Source organism: Pseudoalteromonas sp. 0303 (assembly GCF_013349995.1).
Classification (GTDB): Bacteria; Pseudomonadota; Gammaproteobacteria; order Enterobacterales; family Alteromonadaceae; genus Pseudoalteromonas.
This window is the reverse complement of sequence record NZ_JABVXF010000008.1, coordinates 1-18,583: the sequence shown is the minus strand read 5'-3', so window position 1 is coordinate 18,583 and position 18,583 is coordinate 1. Positions and strand designations below refer to the sequence as shown.

General features: G+C 41.5%; 17 protein-coding genes, 4 tRNA genes and 1 pseudogene. 7 read left to right on the top strand and 15 right to left on the bottom strand.

From position 1 onward, the window contains the following. Positions 1–53: 53 nt before the first annotated feature. Complete coding sequence (locus tag HUS62_RS07390; RefSeq protein WP_062566218.1) at positions 54–1,430, top strand: L-serine ammonia-lyase; 1,377 nt, start codon at positions 54–56, stop codon at positions 1,428–1,430. A gap of 55 nt (positions 1,431–1,485) precedes the next feature. On the opposite strand, the gene cysB is transcribed toward HUS62_RS07390, so the two are convergent. Continuing rightward, the gene (cysB, locus tag HUS62_RS07385) at positions 1,486–2,463 is read right to left on the bottom strand and encodes an HTH-type transcriptional regulator CysB (RefSeq protein WP_054551618.1); all 978 of its coding nucleotides are present in this window, start codon (positions 2,461–2,463) and stop codon (positions 1,486–1,488) included. Between the two features lie 297 nt (positions 2,464–2,760). Between cysB and HUS62_RS07380 the strand changes: the two genes are divergently transcribed. Continuing rightward, the gene (locus HUS62_RS07380; RefSeq protein ID WP_130167058.1) at positions 2,761–3,519 is read left to right on the top strand and encodes a hypothetical protein; all 759 of its coding nucleotides are present in this window, start codon (positions 2,761–2,763) and stop codon (positions 3,517–3,519) included. 26 nt (positions 3,520–3,545) lie between these two features. Here the strand turns inward: HUS62_RS07380 and HUS62_RS07375 are convergent, their stop codons facing one another. Then, positions 3,546–4,838 carry an NCS2 family permease gene (locus tag HUS62_RS07375; protein ID WP_175079030.1) on the bottom strand — a complete coding sequence of 431 codons (1,293 nt, stop codon included), beginning with the start codon at positions 4,836–4,838 and terminating at the stop codon, positions 3,546–3,548. Between the two features lie 121 nt (positions 4,839–4,959). On the opposite strand from HUS62_RS07375, the gene HUS62_RS07370 reads away from it, so the two are divergent. Beyond that, on the top strand, positions 4,960–5,424 hold the full coding sequence (locus HUS62_RS07370; protein WP_175079029.1) for a sel1 repeat family protein: 465 nt from the start codon (positions 4,960–4,962) through the stop codon (positions 5,422–5,424). Positions 5,425–5,447: 23 nt separating this feature from the next. On the opposite strand, the gene HUS62_RS07365 is transcribed toward HUS62_RS07370, so the two are convergent. The 7 genes from HUS62_RS07365 to dnaQ all read right to left on the bottom strand — a co-directional run bounded on the left by HUS62_RS07365 (position 5,448) and on the right by dnaQ (position 9,032). After that, complete coding sequence (locus HUS62_RS07365) at positions 5,448–6,170, bottom strand: helix-turn-helix domain-containing protein (RefSeq protein ID WP_175079028.1); 723 nt, start codon at positions 6,168–6,170, stop codon at positions 5,448–5,450. A 258-nt stretch (positions 6,171–6,428) separates the two neighbouring features. Continuing rightward, positions 6,429–6,505 (bottom strand) — tRNA-Asp (locus HUS62_RS07360). A 50-nt stretch (positions 6,506–6,555) separates the two neighbouring features. Beyond that, positions 6,556–6,632: transfer RNA gene (locus HUS62_RS07355), tRNA-Asp, on the bottom strand. Between the two features lie 27 nt (positions 6,633–6,659). Next, positions 6,660–6,736: transfer RNA gene (locus HUS62_RS07350), tRNA-Asp, on the bottom strand. Between the two features lie 27 nt (positions 6,737–6,763). After that, positions 6,764–6,840: transfer RNA gene (locus HUS62_RS07345), tRNA-Asp, on the bottom strand. Between the two features lie 98 nt (positions 6,841–6,938). Continuing rightward, positions 6,939–8,312 (bottom strand): TIGR03503 family protein, encoded by a 1,374-nt coding sequence (locus HUS62_RS07340; RefSeq protein ID WP_175079027.1) that lies wholly within the window; start codon positions 8,310–8,312, stop codon positions 6,939–6,941. A gap of 9 nt (positions 8,313–8,321) precedes the next feature. Continuing rightward, entirely contained in the window at positions 8,322–9,032 is a 711-nt protein-coding gene (dnaQ, locus tag HUS62_RS07335) for a DNA polymerase III subunit epsilon (protein ID WP_054561795.1), read from the bottom strand. 68 nt (positions 9,033–9,100) lie between these two features. On the opposite strand from dnaQ, the gene rnhA reads away from it, so the two are divergent. Then, positions 9,101–9,568 carry a ribonuclease HI gene (rnhA, locus tag HUS62_RS07330; protein WP_175079026.1) on the top strand — a complete coding sequence of 156 codons (468 nt, stop codon included), beginning with the start codon at positions 9,101–9,103 and terminating at the stop codon, positions 9,566–9,568. 90 nt (positions 9,569–9,658) lie between these two features. Next, positions 9,659–10,522 (top strand): MBL fold metallo-hydrolase, encoded by an 864-nt coding sequence (locus HUS62_RS07325; RefSeq protein ID WP_175079025.1) that lies wholly within the window; start codon positions 9,659–9,661, stop codon positions 10,520–10,522. Here the strand turns inward: HUS62_RS07325 and HUS62_RS07320 are convergent. Beyond that, positions 10,493–11,251, bottom strand: coding sequence for a class I SAM-dependent methyltransferase (locus HUS62_RS07320; RefSeq protein WP_054551627.1), 759 nt, complete (start codon positions 11,249–11,251; stop codon positions 10,493–10,495). The two genes, HUS62_RS07325 and HUS62_RS07320, sit on opposite strands and share 30 nt — an antisense overlap. A gap of 53 nt (positions 11,252–11,304) precedes the next feature. On the opposite strand from HUS62_RS07320, the gene gloB reads away from it, so the two are divergent. Continuing rightward, positions 11,305–12,078 carry a hydroxyacylglutathione hydrolase gene (gloB, locus tag HUS62_RS07315; RefSeq protein ID WP_175079024.1) on the top strand — a complete coding sequence of 258 codons (774 nt, stop codon included), beginning with the start codon at positions 11,305–11,307 and terminating at the stop codon, positions 12,076–12,078. A 147-nt stretch (positions 12,079–12,225) separates the two neighbouring features. Continuing rightward, positions 12,226–13,812 carry a LysM peptidoglycan-binding domain-containing protein gene (locus tag HUS62_RS07310; RefSeq protein ID WP_054561800.1) on the top strand — a complete coding sequence of 529 codons (1,587 nt, stop codon included), beginning with the start codon at positions 12,226–12,228 and terminating at the stop codon, positions 13,810–13,812. A gap of 56 nt (positions 13,813–13,868) precedes the next feature. Here HUS62_RS07310 and speB read toward each other — a convergent pair whose 3' ends face one another. The 5 genes and pseudogenes from speB to HUS62_RS22880 all read right to left on the bottom strand — a co-directional run. Further along, positions 13,869–14,792 (bottom strand): agmatinase, encoded by a 924-nt coding sequence (gene speB, locus HUS62_RS07305; protein ID WP_175079023.1) that lies wholly within the window; start codon positions 14,790–14,792, stop codon positions 13,869–13,871. A 3-nt stretch (positions 14,793–14,795) separates the two neighbouring features. Beyond that, positions 14,796–16,709, bottom strand: coding sequence for a biosynthetic arginine decarboxylase (speA, locus tag HUS62_RS07300; RefSeq protein WP_175079022.1), 1,914 nt, complete (start codon positions 16,707–16,709; stop codon positions 14,796–14,798). A gap of 291 nt (positions 16,710–17,000) precedes the next feature. After that, positions 17,001–17,435 (bottom strand): hypothetical protein, encoded by a 435-nt coding sequence (locus HUS62_RS07295; RefSeq protein WP_175079021.1) that lies wholly within the window; start codon positions 17,433–17,435, stop codon positions 17,001–17,003. Between the two features lie 72 nt (positions 17,436–17,507). After that, on the bottom strand, positions 17,508–17,969 hold the full coding sequence (locus HUS62_RS07290) for a GNAT family N-acetyltransferase (protein WP_063527385.1): 462 nt from the start codon (positions 17,967–17,969) through the stop codon (positions 17,508–17,510). A gap of 433 nt (positions 17,970–18,402) precedes the next feature. After that, positions 18,403–18,583: pseudogene (locus tag HUS62_RS22880) on the bottom strand (transposase); the annotation flags it as partial.

Here is an 18,583-nt window from a genome sequence, read left to right as displayed (position 1 = left end):
GCACCGTTCAAAGGCAGGTAGTATGCCGTTAATAGAAAAATGAGTAGCAAATTATGATCAGTGCATTCGATATGTTTAGTATTGGTATTGGCCCATCGTCATCTCACACTGTTGGCCCAATGCGCGCTTCGCGTTTATTTGTAAACGAATTAGAAGAAAAAAACTTACTTGCAAACGTCACCGATATTAAAGTTGAGCTATTTGGCTCACTCGGTCAAACAGGTATTGGCCATGGCTCTGGTAAAGCTGTGATCTTAGGCCTTGCCGGTTATGATCCAGAAACCATTGATGCTGATTTAGTCGACGATATCCTCGCAAAAATCGAAAAAGAACAGGTTATTTATTTAAACCAAAGCCATAAAGCCAACTTTCCGAAGCAAGGTGCGATTGTATTTCATCGTCGTAAAACATTACCAAAACATTCAAATGCAATGGAAATCATTGCCAGCCAAAATGGCGAAAAGTTATTCAGTAAAGTGTATTACTCAATCGGTGGCGGCTTTATCGTCAGTGATGATGAGTTCGAGAACGAAAAACAAAAAGCACTCGAAATCCGCGAAGAAAACCCAGCACCTTATCCGTTTAACACGGCAAAAGAGTTGTTAGAGCTATGCCGTGAATCAGGGTTCAGTGTATCAACGCTTATGATGCACAACGAAAAAACTCTGCGCAGCGAAAAAGACATCAAAGATGAGCTGTTTAATATTTGGCAAGTAATGAAGGCCTGTATTGAACGTGGTATGCGGACAGAAGGTATCTTACCAGGCGGATTAAAAGTAAAGCGTCGCGCCCCTAGTTTACACCTTAAATTAAATATTGAGGTAAACAACGACCCATTACGTGCTATGGATTGGGTTGATTTATTTGCCCTTGCAGTAAACGAAGAGAACGCTGCCGGCGGCCGTGTTGTTACCGCACCAACCAATGGTGCTGCAGGAATTTTGCCAGCGGTATTAATGTATTATCACACTTTCATTAAAGAAGTAGACCGTGATATCGCAACACGATACTTATTAACGGCGGCAGCAATTGGTATTTTATATAAAAAGAACGCGTCTATTTCGGGTGCTGAAGTAGGTTGCCAAGGTGAAGTGGGCGTTGCTTGCTCAATGGCAGCGGGTGCACTAACTGAAATCATGGGTGGTAATGTAGTACAGGTTGAAAACGCTGCTGAAATCGGCATGGAGCACAACCTAGGCTTAACCTGTGACCCGGTTGGCGGCCTTGTGCAAGTACCGTGTATTGAACGTAATGCGATGGGCTCAATTAAAGCAATTAATGCGTCACGCCTTGCAATGCGTGGTTCTGGCGAGCAAAAAGTGACCCTTGATAAGGTTATTAAAACCATGCTCGACACAGGTAATGATATGAAAACAAAATACAAAGAAACCGCTCGCGGTGGCTTAGCGGTTAATATCATCGAGTGTTAATTTACAGCACGTTTTCTGCATAATAAAAAGCCGCTTTAAAGCGGCTTTATTATCTCTATTTTACTGGTAGCTCAATGTTTTCGAAGAGCTTATCAACATCTTCTTGGTTACGTAATAAGCTTGCTCGCTCAACCAGTTCTTTCGTTAAGTGCGGTGCAAAACGCTCAATAAAATCATACATGTAGCTGCGTAAAAAGCTGCCCTTTCTAAAACCAATTTTAGTGGTGCTCGCTTCAAATAAGTGGCTTGCATCAATACAGACTAAATCAGTATCGGTTATTTGATCAATCGCCATTGACGCAACAACACCTACACCTAGACCTAAACGAACATAAGTTTTGATTACATCAGCATCTGTTGCAGTAAAAACAATATGCGGCTCAAGTCCATGTGCATTGAAAGCTTTATCTAACTCAGAACGACCAGTAAAACCAAACACATAAGTAATAAGTGGGTATTTAGCCACATCGGCAACCGTTAAATTATCGGCCTTTTGCGCAAGCGGGTGTGTTTTTGCCACAACAATACTACGATTCCAGTGATAGCACGGCAACATAACTAAATCAGAATATAAATGCAGCGCCTCAGTCGCAATGGCAAAATCAGCATCACCGCGTGCTGCCGCATCGGAAATTTGCTGTGGCGTACCCTGATGCATGTGTAAAGACACTGCTGGGTACTTTTTCATAAAGCCTTGAATAACATTCGGTAATGCGTAACGAGCCTGAGTATGAGTGGTCGCAATGTTAAGTTTACCTTGATCAGGCAAGGTATGCTCATTGGCAACCGCTTTAATACCTTCAACTTTCGACAGTATTTCTCGTGAAATATTAATAATTTCGTTACCGGCACTGGTTACATGGGTAAGGTGTTTGCCACTACGGCCAAAGATCTGTACACCCAGTTCGTCTTCAAGCATACGAACTTGTTTTGAGATCCCCGGTTGCGAGGTAAATAAACTTTCGGCTGTCGCAGAGACATTCAGTTTATGATTTTGGACTTCGACTATATATCTGAGTTGTTGTAGTTTCATGGCTGCATTGTAAACGTTGTTATTGTTTATTTATAAAGGCTGAAAAGCGCAATGCCAAGCGATATTTCATCGCGCTATACATTTATATCGATTGTTTCTAAGGCTAACACATTAAATTACTGCTCGGTAGCCGTGTTTACTCGCAAAATATTCAATAAAGGTGCTAGTTTAGCGCTATACTCATTATAAAGTAGTAATCGTAATAAGTTTATTCGAGATAACTACCGCAAAACTGTTCAGATCTAATCTTTTTAAGGTAAGATAAAAAAATTAGATAGTTAAAACTGAGATTTAGTAATGATTGTTTCTATCATCATCATGCTCATTGTTGCATTAATCGTGATCGCATTATGGGTCAGTGCTGTGCAACAACATAAAGAAAAACAAGAAGCAGAGCGCCGTAAAGAGCTTACAAAACAGAAAAAAATCATTGAAGAAGCAGAAGATGTACTGCTTAACAGTGCCAATATCCCCATGTCTGAAAATATTCTGCGTATTATTCAGCGCCGTATTTATGATGCACTTGTTTCAATGGTTGAGCTTTCTCCAAGTTCAAAAGAATTAAAAAACAGACTAAAAGAATCTAAAGAGCGTTTAGCCTCTCCTATCGAAGCAAATAATAGCGATGCATTAGCACTACCAGATAACGACAAACAATTAATAGCTCTAATTCAAGGTATAAAGAAATTACGAGCAGTACTTCGCTCAGAGCATGGTAAAGGCAAAGTAGATAGCCAAGTATTTGTTGCTGAAGATAAACGCCTTGAAAAATTGCAGTTAAGAATCAATGTAGAAAGCCAAATTAAGCGCGGGATTTCAGCTCGCTCAGCAAATATGGTGGGCTCTGCCAGACAGTATTTTGAAAAAGCTCTAGCAACACTGACCTCAGTTAGCTATAGCGATGAATATGTAAACTCGAAAAGACAAGAAGTTGAAGGCTATTTAGAAACGATTAGCTCTGAGTTGAAAGCATCAAATGCAACGTCACTAAAGAAGAAAGCAGAACAAGAGCAGGACGATTTAGACGTATTATTCGCACCAAAGAAAAAGTGGTAAACCACTTTTTCTTTGCTTTGTGCAAATTAAGATAAAAACGCAAACTTAACAATAAACAGCGCTGTTAATACCCACACACTAATACTGATTTCATCTTTTTTACCACATACCAACTTCACGGCAGTATACGAGATAAAACCAAGGGCGATACCGTGCGCAATCGAGAAAGTTAACGGCGTCATCAATAATACAACGCTCACTGGAATGGCATCTGTCATATCATCCCAATTTACAAGCTTTAAATTTTGCATCATTAACACAGCAACATATAAAATTGCACCTGCCGTTGCATAAGCTGGGATCATGCTAGCAAGTGGTGCAAAGAACATCATTAACAAGAAACAAATACCTACAACCACAGCGGTAAGACCTGTACGGCCGCCCACAGACACACCTGCAACTGATTCAATATAAGACGTTGTTGTTGACGTACCAAGCATTGAGCCTGCAATAGTAGCTGTACTGTCGGCACTTAGTGCGCGACCTAAACGAGGCATTTTACCTTGTTCATCAGCAATACCTGCTTTTTGCGTTACAGCAACTAAAGTGCCTGAAGTATCAAACAAATCAACAAATAAGAACGCAAAAACCACTGTTAGCATTGAGATTTCGAATGCTGCTGCAAAATCCAATTGCATAAAGGTTGGTGCAATTGAAGGCGGCATTGAAATAATTCCTTGATACTCCACAAGGTCTAAACCAAGGGCAATTGCGGTTACTAATAAAATACTGATAAGTACGCCGCTTTTCATATCGCGGTATAACAGTGCTGCAATAACAAAGAAGCTAAAAATCGCAAGTAGTGGGCCTGGGGCTGTGATATCGCCTAACTGCACTAAGGTTGCAGGGCTTGCTACGATAATACCGGCGTTTTTCAGTGCAATAAGGGCTAAGAAAGCACCGATACCTGTGGCAATGGCACGTTTTAACACCAGAGGAATAGCATCAATGATCCACTCTCTCACCTTAAATAGGCTTAAGAATAAGAAGATACAGCCAGACATAAAAACTGCACCTAATGCAGCTTGCCAAGTGTAGCCCATGCCCAAAACAACACCATAAGTGAAGAAGGCGTTTAAGCCCATACCCGGAGCCAGTGCTAATGGGTAGTTTGCCCATAAACCCATAATAAAACAGCCAATTGCAGCAGCAATACAGGTTGCTACGAATGCCGCACCTTGATCCATTCCCGCTTCTGCTAGCATGGCAGGGTTAACAAATACAATGTAAACCATGGTAATGAATGTTGTGATGCCAGCAATAGTCTCGCGGCGCACAGAGGTGTTGTTTTCAGTGATTTTGAAAAGTCTTTCGAACATGTTGAACTTTAAGTTGAGATTAATTGGCTAATTTTATCATATTTTATCTCAATAAGAGGACATTTTACCTTGCAATGTTCTAAACTAATAAGGTCTTTTATTTCAAGAAAATAACTAAACTATGTCTGATAATTCGCCAGTAGGCTTAGATTTAGAGCAACAGCTTGATAATGTACTTGCCTTTATTACCCAACCCGATAAAGGGTCGGCGCCAGATAAAAGTAGTCAATCTGTTGAAAACGTACTAAACAAAGCTTTGTATTATTTAAAAAATGAACAGCCTCCCCTTGCTGCAAAATGGATGCGCTTAGCAGCTATGGCAGGTAACCATAGGGCGCAATTTTATATGGGGCTGTTTTTCATCAAAGGGCAAGGTGTACCGCACAGTGTTTTTCATGGCGCGGTATGGTTAAGTCTGGCAAGTAGCCAAGGTTATGAACCTGCAACGGCTGCACTTGATGATCTTAGAAAACACATCAGTACGCGCAGATTACATGATGCGCAAAGCTATGCAGCTACCCTATATGAACAAATCCACCAGCAGCAATTTGCACATTTAATTCCTCGTGATCCTGACGCCAGCTAACACGCGTCAGGTTCTACAACTCATTAATGCTGTCTTGTCAGTTTACTCTCAAATGTGATGAGACCTGCACCAACTACAAACAATAAGATACCTATAAACTCAAGCCACACATGGCCTTTATGGGGCTTGATAATAGGTGTTTTTGAAGTAAGGCTATATAAACGCCTGCCTTGCTCGCCAGGTTCTACAAACGAAATACCTTTATAGTCCGCTGAAATAATAAATTTAAAATCATGCCTTCTGATCATTTCTCGACGTTTAGCATCTATTTTCTCGCGGCTTTGTTCTACGAGTAGCGTACGCCAATCATGAAAAATGCCATCTGGTTCATTATCTTTCACTACACCATATGATTTGTACTCATAGAACTTTGTATTGAATAGCTTTTCTTGGTGCCCTAAATAAAACATGGCACAGCCTAGCGCACTTAACAGTATGGCAATATAGACGAGTGAACGCTGTTTAATGAATTGCTTATTACTTTGTTGCTTATACCAAGCTTCAATGTCAGGCACATTAATCAACCGAGCTTTATCTACAGAATATTTTAATGGCTCCATAAAGTCGCAAATTGTTAGATTGAGCGCCGTTAATATTGAACGAAATGTGTCATTTGAAGGCACTGATTTATCGTTCTCAAGTTTTGAAAGGTAACTTTGTTCTATTCCAACTTGCTCTGCAAATTCTGGTTGGCTCAGTTTTAGCTCACTGCGATAGTGTCTTAGTTGTGTTCCGAATGTACTCATAACGCATTTCCTTTTTGTTGTGGAGCCGCCATTCTTTGCTATTCATGCAGATATAAGAAGCTGAATAAATAGGAATAATGAAGAATATTAGCAAGGTAGGATGAAAGATACGAGATACGAGATACGAGATACGAGATACGAGATACGAGATACGAGATACGAGATACGAGATACGAGATACGAGATACGTTGTCAGTATAAGTAAAAAATAAGGTGTAATGTAAAGACTTATTTAATCATTTGTTTGAGGAAAACAAATGGCGGAGTGGACGGGACTCGAACCCGCGACCCCCGGCGTGACAGGCCGGTATTCTAACCAACTGAACTACCACTCCGCAGTGGTATGTGCATGGGGTAATGCACTTAATTTGTTTATGATATCAAATGGCGGAGTGGACGGGACTCGAACCCGCGACCCCCGGCGTGACAGGCCGGTATTCTAACCAACTGAACTACCACTCCGCAAAGATATCATTGTTATTACTTAAGTGGCGGAGTGGACGGGACTCGAACCCGCGACCCCCGGCGTGACAGGCCGGTATTCTAACCAACTGAACTACCACTCCAGCGCACACTTACAAATTGTCGAAAATTGGCGGAGTGGACGGGACTCGAACCCGCGACCCCCGGCGTGACAGGCCGGTATTCTAACCAACTGAACTACCACTCCACATTTTCGTTGCTGACTGAGTCTCCCCTGACAGCGGCGTGAATAATACGAATCACCCTCTGGTTCGTCAAGGGGTTTTTTGTATTTTTACAGGTTTTTTAGTCATCTGACATCGAAAGGTTTAAAATTTCACCTGATTTGTCATTTTTTGAGCCATTTTTGCCAACTTCATTTTCATTCGTTGCTTGCTCATCATTTTCGGTTTGATTTTTTTTCTTTAAAAACGGTAAAGAAATTTTAAATTTCAGCGGTTTCTTCTGAACAAAAATTCTAATTGCCAGCCAACCTAATAAAAGGACGGTTAAATTTCCAACAACAATTAAGGTCACCATGAGCATGGTGGACGCTTTTTGTTCTTCTTCAAGAATTCGTTGTTGCTCTGCTTGCGCTTCTAAATCAATTTCTGGGCGAACAATTTCTGGTACAGCTTCAATTGGTCGCTCAATTTCAAATTTATAAGTCGGTAACGTCGCCATAAATTCACGGTCATTTATGTTGCTACCAAATACAGAGAGCTCAACACTGTATCTACCCCAGTCATAATTTTTAATTGCAAGTTCGCGCATTTGTGATTTATCCGCATCAATTGAGAACATTTGCTCTTCATTATTCGGATAATAGATTTTCCCCTGAATGAGCACGGTTTCAGGTTTGACGATTTCAGGATTTAAGGTGATCGTTAAAATGTGGTCATCTTCATCTTGCTCAGCAAGCGCTACTTCATAATCAAAAGGCGGCTCATGCACGACTATCGGTTTTTGCACCACGGTACGCTTTAATATAGGCGTTTCTATATATAGCTCTGGTTGCCACTCTCCTGCCGGGAATATCAGCTTAAACTCACCGGTAAACACACCATCAAGCGGACGCTCATCAAAGCCGCGGCCATCATCTCTAAAGTCAGTAACACTTTGCGTGCCCGCACCAAAGTTTGCGTAATCACTATTATTAGTGCTGACAAAATCAACGTGCAAACTTATCACATCGCGAAACTGACCAACTTCTATTGGTTCACCATCATTTAATACACGGCCAGTCAGCTTTACTGTTTCACCACGAAACAGCATAGGCGGGAGTGGATCAACATTAAGCTCTATTTCACCTAGCACCATAATACGGCTATCTGGCAAGATACTGCCGACCACTTGCCAAGGGCCAGGCATAGGGTTGCTAATGGTGATCAGGTCATAGCTCAGTTCATCATGCCAGTCGAGGTCATCATTGTTTACTGAGTCAGTAGCGTAATACTTAGTGCCGTCAGGGCGTACTAAAACAACGGCAGGAGCACCGCGTTTACGAAAGAAAAGTAAGGTTACTTTATCGACTTTATGGTCAATACGAAAACGGTTCTCTAGCAGGGGAATTTCATTTTGCACCCCATCACGTTCTAATGGGGTTATTTTATCTTGCTCGTTGGCAAATCCCGCTAAGGGAATTAAACACACTAATCCTGCTAGTAGTTGTTTTCTCATTTTATTACCTTATTCTGCACGCCACAGGCATTGGCCACCCTTTGCAACCAAGTCTAAACGCTCTTCGTGAGCGGCGTGCTCTTGTTCTGTTGCTCTTAATACCACAAGCGGTGCTCTATCAGCACTTAGTCGGCGAATACCACCAGCTTGTTGAGTTGAGCCTTCATCTTTATTTTGATTAAGATTCAGCTTTACTTGCCCACCCGTCATCGACAGGTAAACATCGGCTAAGATCTCAGAATCCAGTAAAGCGCCGTGTAACGTACGCTTTGAGTTATCAATATCGTAACGACGGCAAAGTGCATCAAGGTTATTCTTTTGACCTGGGTGCAAGTCACGCGCCATTTTTAAAGTATCAAGTACAGTACATACATCGGCAGTATTCGGAAAACCTTGATTTAACAATGCAAACTCATTATCCATGTGGCCGATATCGAACGCTGCGTTATGAATAACAAGCTCAGCGCCACGAATATACTCTAAAAACTCATGGGCAATTTGATGGTACAGGGGTTTATCACGCAAAAATTCATTGGTGATACCGTGAACGTCTATTGCTTCTTCTTCTATTTCACGTTGTGGATTGATATACACATGAAAGTTGTTGCCAGTAAGACGGCGATTTACAAGTTCAACACAACCGATTTCAATAATGCGGTGGCCTTGCTTTGGGTCAATACCCGTGGTTTCTGTATCTAAAACTATTTGTCTATGTGCCATATCGTCTTAAGCCTGACTCTGGTATCTTTCTATATTCACTTTATTGTACACAATATCAAGGTAAAACAGTGCAGAAAACCGTAGAGATTTACACCGATGGATCATGTTTAGGAAATCCAGGGCCTGGAGGGTATGGCATCGTGATGCGATACAACGGCCACGAAAAGCAGTTAAGTCAAGGCTACACCCTAACAACAAATAATCGGATGGAAATGCTCGCAGCTATCGTTGCACTAGAAACCCTCACCCGCTCTTGTCACGTCATTCTGACGACCGATAGCCAATATGTGAAACAAGGCATTGAGTCATGGGTTGAAAATTGGAAAAAGCGCGGCTGGAAAACCGCTGCTAAAAAACCAGTTAAGAATGTCGATTTATGGAAACGACTCGATGCTGCCTGCCAACAACACGAGGTAGAGTGGCGTTGGGTAAAAGGCCATAGCGGCAATAAATACAATGAGATTGTTGACGATCTTGCCCGCGAAGCAGCTGGCAGCGATCAATTACTTGAAGACACAGGTTACGACGATAATTAAAAGCCCCTTGAAATAAACTTGGCGCAGGCCGTTTTATATTTTTGTTATATGTTATAAGATTTGGCTATAAAGAAATATAAAGGATTCATTATGGCTCTGCGCATTCACTCTTTTTTTCATCAACAAAGTGCCACCCTCTGTTACTTAGTCAGTTGCGAAAACACTAAACAGTGCTTGCTGATTGATGCGCCAGCTGATTTTGATATGCCAAGTGGTGAGTTAAGTTTTACCACCGCCAATGAGATCATCAACTATATAAAGACTGAGCAGCTGACACTACAATGGCTCCTTGAAACTCATGCCCATGCTGACCATATCACTGCAGCAAGTTACATAAAGCAGCAATTACAAGACACACACCCTTGTAAACTCGGCACGGGTGAAGGGATCACACAAGTGCAACAACACTTTAGCCAACTTTATAATCTTGATATGCCATGTAATGGTGAACCTTTTGATGCTTTATTTGCTGATAAAGCACAATTTCCGTTAGGTGATTACACAGTAGATGTGATTGCCACACCGGGCCATACCCCTGACAGCGTGTGTTTTCACATTGATGGCAATGTATTTGTTGGTGACACCTTCTTTATGCCAGACAGTGGCACAGCCCGCTGTGATTTCCCAGGAGGCAGTGCCGGTGAGTTATATGACTCACTACAGCGAATTTTAGCTTTTCCTGACGATACCGTACTTTGGATGTGTCATGACTATCAACCAGATGGCCGCCCTCTTGCGAACAAAACCACAGTGAAAGAGCAGCGTGAGCAAAACATTCATTTAAAAGGGGATAAACAAAGCTTTATTGCGACTCGGGAAGGCCGCGATGCAACCTTGGCAGTACCAAAGCTGTTGCACCCTTCTATTCAATTAAATATTCGTGCAGGTCAGTATCCAAGTAAAACAGACACGCAACAACACTATTTAGCTATCCCGCTCACAGTGCTGCTTTGATGTTTGCCTGAGCCCTGCTCCTTTTACCGGCGAAAATTGCGGCCTTGCATGCCATTTAGGTTTAATTGGTGTCAGCGGGGCCACACGTTTTCGAGCCACCAGCATATACACACTACCCATTGGCTTTAAATATTGTTGACCAAAACTCCGCCATGCTGCAAAACGCGACAAACGGTTGCCTCTTGCAAGCGATGAATGAATAAATCGCTCGTCCGAAATAATCTCAAAGCCTAATAGATTCAACCAGTCTTTTACTCGTGATGGCGTAAAAAAGCGCCCTGTCCAAGGTAACTTTTGGCGACTAAAAGGTAAAAGCTGCGCCAAGCCACACAAGCTAAACGGGTTAAAGCCCGTGATCACCAGATAGCCACCGGGAATTAAAGTACGATGTGCTTCACGTAAGATGTGGTGTGGATCAGAATGATATTCTAAGCAATGCGATAATATGCAGGCATCAACACTGTGCTCATAAAAAGGCAGCTCATCGACATCAGCAATAACACCAGTAAAAAGCCCCTGCTCTGCGACACAAACTTGGTGCTTAATAGGACTTTCACTGGTTGCCAGCTCGCCACTTAAATTCCCAAGTTTGAGCATGTGATAGCCAAACATGCGTGGCAGCCATGGCGTTAGCTTACGTTCAATTTCAGCACGTAAATAGTCACCATGAGGGAACTGCTGCCAAGTGTATGGCTTAGGACCTTCTTGAAAACTAAGGGCTGGTTTCATTTTCTGAGCTCGTTATACTGTGTGTTAACTGTCACTTTATAGAGCAATTAAACATGGTGCAAGTTAAAGCAATTAAAGCCTTTTCTGATAATTACATTTGGTGCATCAGCAGTGAAGCTGAGCAAACAGCCTGGGTCGTCGACCCCGGTCAAGCAGAGCCAGTTTTAAACTATCTGAGCGAACATAACTTAACACTTAGCGGTATTTTGATTACTCACCACCATTATGATCATACCGATGGCGTTGGTGCACTGGTTAAGGAATTTCGTGATATTCCTGTTTATGGGCCAAGACATAGCCCTTTTAAAGGTATTACTCATGGCGTATCAGAAGCGGATAAAGTCACTGTGTATGATTACACCTTTACCGTGCTTGCGACACCTGGTCATACCCTAGACCATATTTGTTACATTAACGACGAATTAAGTTTTACTGGCGACACCTTATTCAGTGCTGGCTGCGGACGATTATTCGAAGGCAGCGCAGAACAAATGTGGCACTCGTTATGTAAACTAAGAGCCCTGCCAGATGAGTGTAAAATCTACTGCACCCATGAATACACGCAAGCCAACTTAGCCTTCGCAAAAGCCGTTGAACCAAACAATGAGTACTTACTCAGCTACAGTGATGAAGTTGATACTCTGCGCGCCAAAGACGAAATAAGTTTACCAACTCAATTAGGCGTGGAAAAACAAATAAATCCATTTTTACGTAGCAATATAGCAACAATCACTGATGAGCTGCCTGATGAGCTAAAAATTAATTTGGATCTGAATGAACCTTGGCAACGCTTTGCAGGTCTCAGAGCCTGGAAAGATAACTTTTAAAAAAACGTAAACGCCGGTAGTTACAATTTTGTATATTTAGATCAGCATCTTGCAATAATAAGCTGACATAAACTGGTCATAAAGTGGCAATATGTTCTCAGAGCAGGTAATATTCGCCGAGTTTTTTTACCTGATGTATGGGTATATATGTATAAGTCTCCTTTAGTTTTATCACTTGCGCTGATTTTAAGTGGCTGTCAATTAACAGCTTCTGATTCAGCAAGTACAGATGTTGCAAGCAATAATGTTGAGCAACAATTAGACGGCGCAAGTCCGAGCGATATCAATGATGCATTGATGATTAACGCTCAATATCAACAATTAACCGATATTGATGAGCCGCCTCCTGTATTTGATGATGTATGGGAGCGTATTCGCTATCAGCTTTCGATTGATGTGCCACAAAACCGCCCAGTTGTTGCTGAACGTAACTATTATGCACGTCATCAGGCCTATTTAGATCGTATCTCTAAACGCGCTGAGCCTTACCTATACTTTATTGTAGAAGAAGTCGAAAAGCGTCAAATGCCAATCGAAATTGCGCTTTTACCTATTGTAGAAAGTGCGTTTGACCCATTTGGTTATTCACATCGCAGTGCTTCTGGCATCTGGCAATTTATGCCACAAACTGGTGAGCGTTTCGATTTAAAACAGAACTGGTGGTATGACGGTCGCCGTGACATTGTGCAATCGACCCGTGCAGCGCTAGATTACTTATCATATTTACACAAAACCTTAGAAGGCGATTGGCTAAATGCCATTGCAGCCTATAACTCAGGTGAAGGTCGTTTACTGCGTGCCATTAAAAAGAACCGTAAAAAGCATTTACCAACGGATTTTTGGTCACTTGATTTACCAAGAGAGACCACTGCCTACGTACCTAAGCTGTTAGCGCTGTCTGATCTAGTAAAGCGTAGTGACGAATTTGGTGTTAAGTGGCAGCCAATAATTAATGCTCAAGTCGTTGAAGCAGTTAATGTAGGAAGTCAAATTGACTTAGCACTTGCCGCTGACATGGCAGGTATTAGCTTAACAGAGCTTTATCGTTTGAACCCTGGCTTCAATCGCTGGGCGACGGATCCAAACGGCCCACACTTTTTATTATTACCGTCTGATAAAGTTGAAGCGTTTACTGACAAGCTAGCTAAAACAGAGCAAAAAGACCGCCTACGCTGGCAGCAATATGTGGTAGCACGCGGTGACAGTTTATCTGTGATTGCGAAGAAGTTTTCAACAAGCACAAACGCGATTAAAACCCTGAATAAGCTTTCATCGAATACTATTCGTGTTGGTCAGCAATTACTTGTGCCACTGAGCGATGGGGAGATTAATAGCCAGCATTTACCAAAATCAGTGCGTATGGCAGCGAATAAAGCAACACGTAAAAAACTTAGTCATAAAGTGGCCAGTGGCGATACACTATGGGATATCAGCCGTGAGTACGATGTCACCATAGCTGAACTTGCAACATGGAATAAGCTGAAAAAAGACGCGGTACTGCGTGTTGGTCAAAAGCTAACTGTGTATAAACAGGAAAAGTCACAACTTGCTGCTACACAAATCAAAGAGCGCACCATTACCTATAAAGTTCGTCGTGGTGACTCGTTAGCGCGCATTGCTGCTAAGTTTAATGTGTCTGTAGAAGATATTATTAAATGGAACTCATTAGCTGGGCAAAAATACATTCAACCTGGGCAAAAGCTTAAATTAAAGGTTGATGTTAGAAGCGCTTAATTGCTTCATCTAATATCAAAAAAAGAGCGCCTAATGGCGCTCTTTGTCTCTCTCATTTAGTATTTATGCCTCAAAGCCCATAAGTGTAATAACTCATTGGCAATGGTCGCTGCGGCAATCGCCGTTAATTCACTTTGGTCATAAGATGGCGACACTTCAACCACATCCATACCGACCATATTAATGCCTTTCAATGCACGAAGTACTTTGAGTACTTTATCGCTGGTAAAGCCACCACACACTGGAGTGCCTGTCCCTGGAGCAAATGCTGGATCAAGGCAATCAATATCAAAGGTTAGATACACAGGTAAGTCACCAACACGTGCTTTGATTTGCTCTGCGATATCTTGCGCTGGCAAATCATTGGCTGCCATTGCATCAATCACCGCAAACTCATGCTTGCTCTGATCAAAGTCAGTACGAATACCAATTTGAATACTGTGATCAACATCAATAAGCCCTTCCATCGGCGCATGATAAAACATGGTGCCGTGATCATAGCGCGAACCATTGCTGTAAGTATCTGTGTGGGCATCAAAATGCACTAATGCCATTTTACCGTGCTGCTTAGCGTGAGCACGTAGTAATGGCAAAGTCACAAAGTGGTCGCCACCTAAACCCAATAATGTTTTACCTTGGCGAAGAATTTGCTCAGCCGCTAACTCTAACTGCGCGGTAAAATATTCTGGGTCGCCTACTGGGTAAGTAAAATCACCCGCATCAGCTAATTTTAAACGCTCAAACAACGGAAAAGTCCACGGGTACTTGGTTTCTTCCCATGCCAGGTGCACTGAGGCACGACGAATTGCGTCAGGGCCTAAACGTGCACCTGGGCGACCTGAGGTCGCCAAATCAAAGGGTAAACCTAACACCACTACATCGGCATCGATTGCAGTGATGTTTTGCACCATCGGCTGACGTAAAAACGTCATGCCGTTTGAGTACAATGAATGATCTGTGTGGTCAAACAATGTCGACATTGCTTATAACTCTTCTAAATAAGTGTAACCATTTAAGCCAGTTTGCAGCTCATCTAAAACGCTTTGCTGCTCAGTTTCTGGCAATTTAGCAGCCACCAGCTGGGCGTAAGATTGCTGGAAGCTTTCTACATCTAAATGTACGTAACGCATCATGTCTGCAACGGTATCACCTTCGTTAACTTCAGTGATTTGCGCCTGACCTTGCTCATCCATTTTTATAATTGCACTGTGTGTGTCGCCAAATAAGTTGTGCATATCACCTAAAATCTCCTGATAAGCACCCACTAAGAAAAAGCCCATTAAGTAAGGTTTTTCTTCGCTAAATGCTGGCACAGGTAATGTGCTTTCAATACCTTGACCGTCTACATAATGCTCCATAGCACCATCTGAATCGCACGTAATATCAAGTAACACGGCGCGTTTTTGTGGTGCTTCTGTTAAACCACTTAATGGTAGAACAGGAAACACTTGGTCAATACCCCATGCATCCGGTAATGACTGGAATAATGAAAAGTTCACAAAAAACTTATCTGCTAAACGCGCATTTAATTCATCAATAATCGGGCGATGAAAACGATTTTTGTTATCCATATGTTTGTTAAGTTCATAACATACACGTAAGTTAACTTGCTCCGCCCATGCTCGCTCTGTTAAATCTAACAAACCAAGTGCAAATTGATTATGTGCTTCGGCTAAATCGCCTTGGCTATCGTGATAGATTTCGATTAATGCACGGTCGTCATTGTCATCACTTAACTGTTGCCATGATGTCCACATGTTTTTTAATAAAAGTGGTGCATCAGCGGCTGGCGCTTGAATGTCTTCTGGTACATAGCTTTCGGTGCCGATAACATTCGAGATCAATACAGCATGGTGCGCTGTTAACGCACGACCTGACTCAGAAATAATGCGTGGCATTGGCTGCTCATATAACTTACAGGTATCACCAATGGTATATACGATGTTATTAGCGTATTCACTTAGGCTGTAGTTCATTGAGTTATGTGACTGGCTACGAGTACCGTCATAATCTACCGCTAAACCGCCACCCACATCTAAGCAATCAATTTGTGCACCTAACTTGCGTAACTCACAGTAAAAACGCGCAGCTTCACTCACACCTAAGCGAACATCGCGGATGTTTGCCATTTGCGAGCCTAAGTGAAAGTGTACAAGTTGGATCAGATCAGGTTGATCAGACGCTTTTAAGCGATTAACCACACTGAGTACTTGCGATGCCGACAAACCAAATTTTGATTTTTCGCCACCACTTGCTTGCCACTTGCCCTTACCTTGCGACGCTAAACGTACGCGAATACCAATACGCGGCTTTACGTTTAACTCTTTAGCTTGGCTAAGCACCATGTCTAGCTCAGACAGTTTTTCAAGAACAATGTAAACCTTGTGACCTAGCTTTTCACCAATCAGTGCTAAACGAATGTATTCTTGGTCTTTGTAGCCATTACACACAATGACAGCACTGGTTTTTTCAGCCATCGCTAATACAGTTAATAGCTCAGGTTTACTGCCCGCTTCTAGGCCCAATTGCTTCTTTTCAATATCAGCTTGGCTTGCAACGATTTCTTCAACAACTTCGCGCTGTTGGTTTACTTTAATTGGGTAAACAAGTAAATAGTCTTTTGGGTAACCATAATTTTCAATCGCCGTGTTAAATGCCTGACACAAGCTATGTACACGATGATGTAAAATTTGTGGAAAACGAACCAACGCAGGCAAGCTTAAGCCTTTATCTTGTAATTGCTGTGCGATATCGATTAGTGCAATGGTTTGCTCTGGGGCATGGGCCTTTGGCGCAACATACACATCACCTTGATCATTAATACCAAAGAAACCTTGGCTCCAATGACGAACATTGTAACTCGTGCGAGCTTGTTCTAGTGATGTTGTTTCTTTCATCTATCTTTCTCTTTTATTTTAGTAGTGCCGAAATCGGCAAGGGTTGTTGCCGCGCATTAAAAGAAAAATAGTGATTCAAGTCCAACAAGAATTTTTACTCGTAACGAGTGATTTTTGATGTGAAAAACAGATTTATAGACACCCATTGAAATAGGATTTGAAATAGCTGTGAACCTATAAACTCTTTTAAATGGACAGGCACTCGAAATGGCAAATGAGTAATTTTATAATGGACAGCCACTTTAAAAGTATGCGTTAGAAAAATATATGTTAGTAAAAGCAATCTTCATTTCAGTGGACAGGCACTACTTTTGTGATTTCATCAGCTTTAGAAGAGTTTGACCCTAAGCGCCTCCACGCTTCATATTGCTCTTCATCATTCCACGTAATACCAATATACTCTTGCCAATTCTCGAAATCTTTAGTGCGATACTTTTCAACCCCACAGCCACCAGCGCCAAAAGCAGTGCGGCAAATTTTTACAGTCAGATAAGTACCATCAAAATTCAGTTGTGATTGTTTATCAGTGCAAACACTTAGAGGACGAGTGGGAAATGTGAGAATTACTTTTGTTTTTATGGTGCCATCATGATTGAAGACACCTGTGAGGGAATGACATGAGTTTAAGTAGAACCTGTGGGCACCAATAGTAAGGTCTGGTAGCTTATTTTGAGTAAAATTAGATAGCTTCGGTTTTTCACCGCAAGCAGCCACCAGTGAAACCATAGTAAAGCACATGATTTCTAAGGAGTATTTATAAATTAAGGTGACCTCACTAAAACATGGCTAACACTTAAATTACTGGTTAAGCCCTAACTCCATAAATAAACTTTGTGGATTTTCACTGTAGTTACCAAACGGACCACAACGATTGAAACCTAAGTTTTCGTATAGGCTAATAGATTCTGTTTGCTTAGGACCTGTTTCTAATCGAATTAGTGGAATTTGCTGCTCACCGGCGTGATGCAATAATATTTGCATAATTCGACGTGACAAACCTTTACCACGGTAACTTGGTTTTACATATAAACGGCGGATTTCACCGTATGGAGGGTTGCCTTCTTGCATCACAATTGCGCCACATGCAACGATACCATCTTCATTTCTTAAGCCTATAGCATATACATTAGGCTCAGCTAACTCTTCAACACTTAAAGATTGGGCGGTAGCAACAGGGTATAATGAGTTTATGAGTCGGTCTATATCAGAAAACACGTTTACTACTTCAGGATCATGTGGATTTAAATCGACTAACTGCATAAAACTCCCATTTTTATATGTCGGTTTTGTTAATGATGTTAACAATAATATCGGATATTAGTCTGATCCTCTACTGTTGTTTTCAATATTCATTTTTATAGGTACTGTTCAGACCGCCATACTATCGCTTAGTTCAACGGTTTGTAACTGAAAAAACGCCCAGTTGATAAAAATTAAAGTCCAACCTACACCACCCTATTTAGGATTAATGCTTTCTGCTGACAAATTTTAACAAGACAGTCACTTAAAAATAAAAGCCTTAGAGTTGAAATGAAATTCATCTTAGTTTCAGTTGAAAATAACTTTGCAGAACCACTTATTTAGAAAGTACTGATTTATTCTTAAATTTTAGGACCTATTTCAATATGTATGAGAAACTCTAGGCATACTAAAGCGGTGAACTTAAATCCACCTTACAAAAATCACATAGAAATTAGCTAGCAAACAATAATCGACTATTAGTACAGTTACTTCGTCGCCTGCGAGCAGTTTTACTACAATAATTTTCAATTGCATCTACTCGACCTACAGCTCCATGAAATAAGTTTTCAAATTGAGTTGTTAGTGTTAACCATTTTTCCGGTTCGAAATTCAGCCTTTCAAGAATAGGAGGT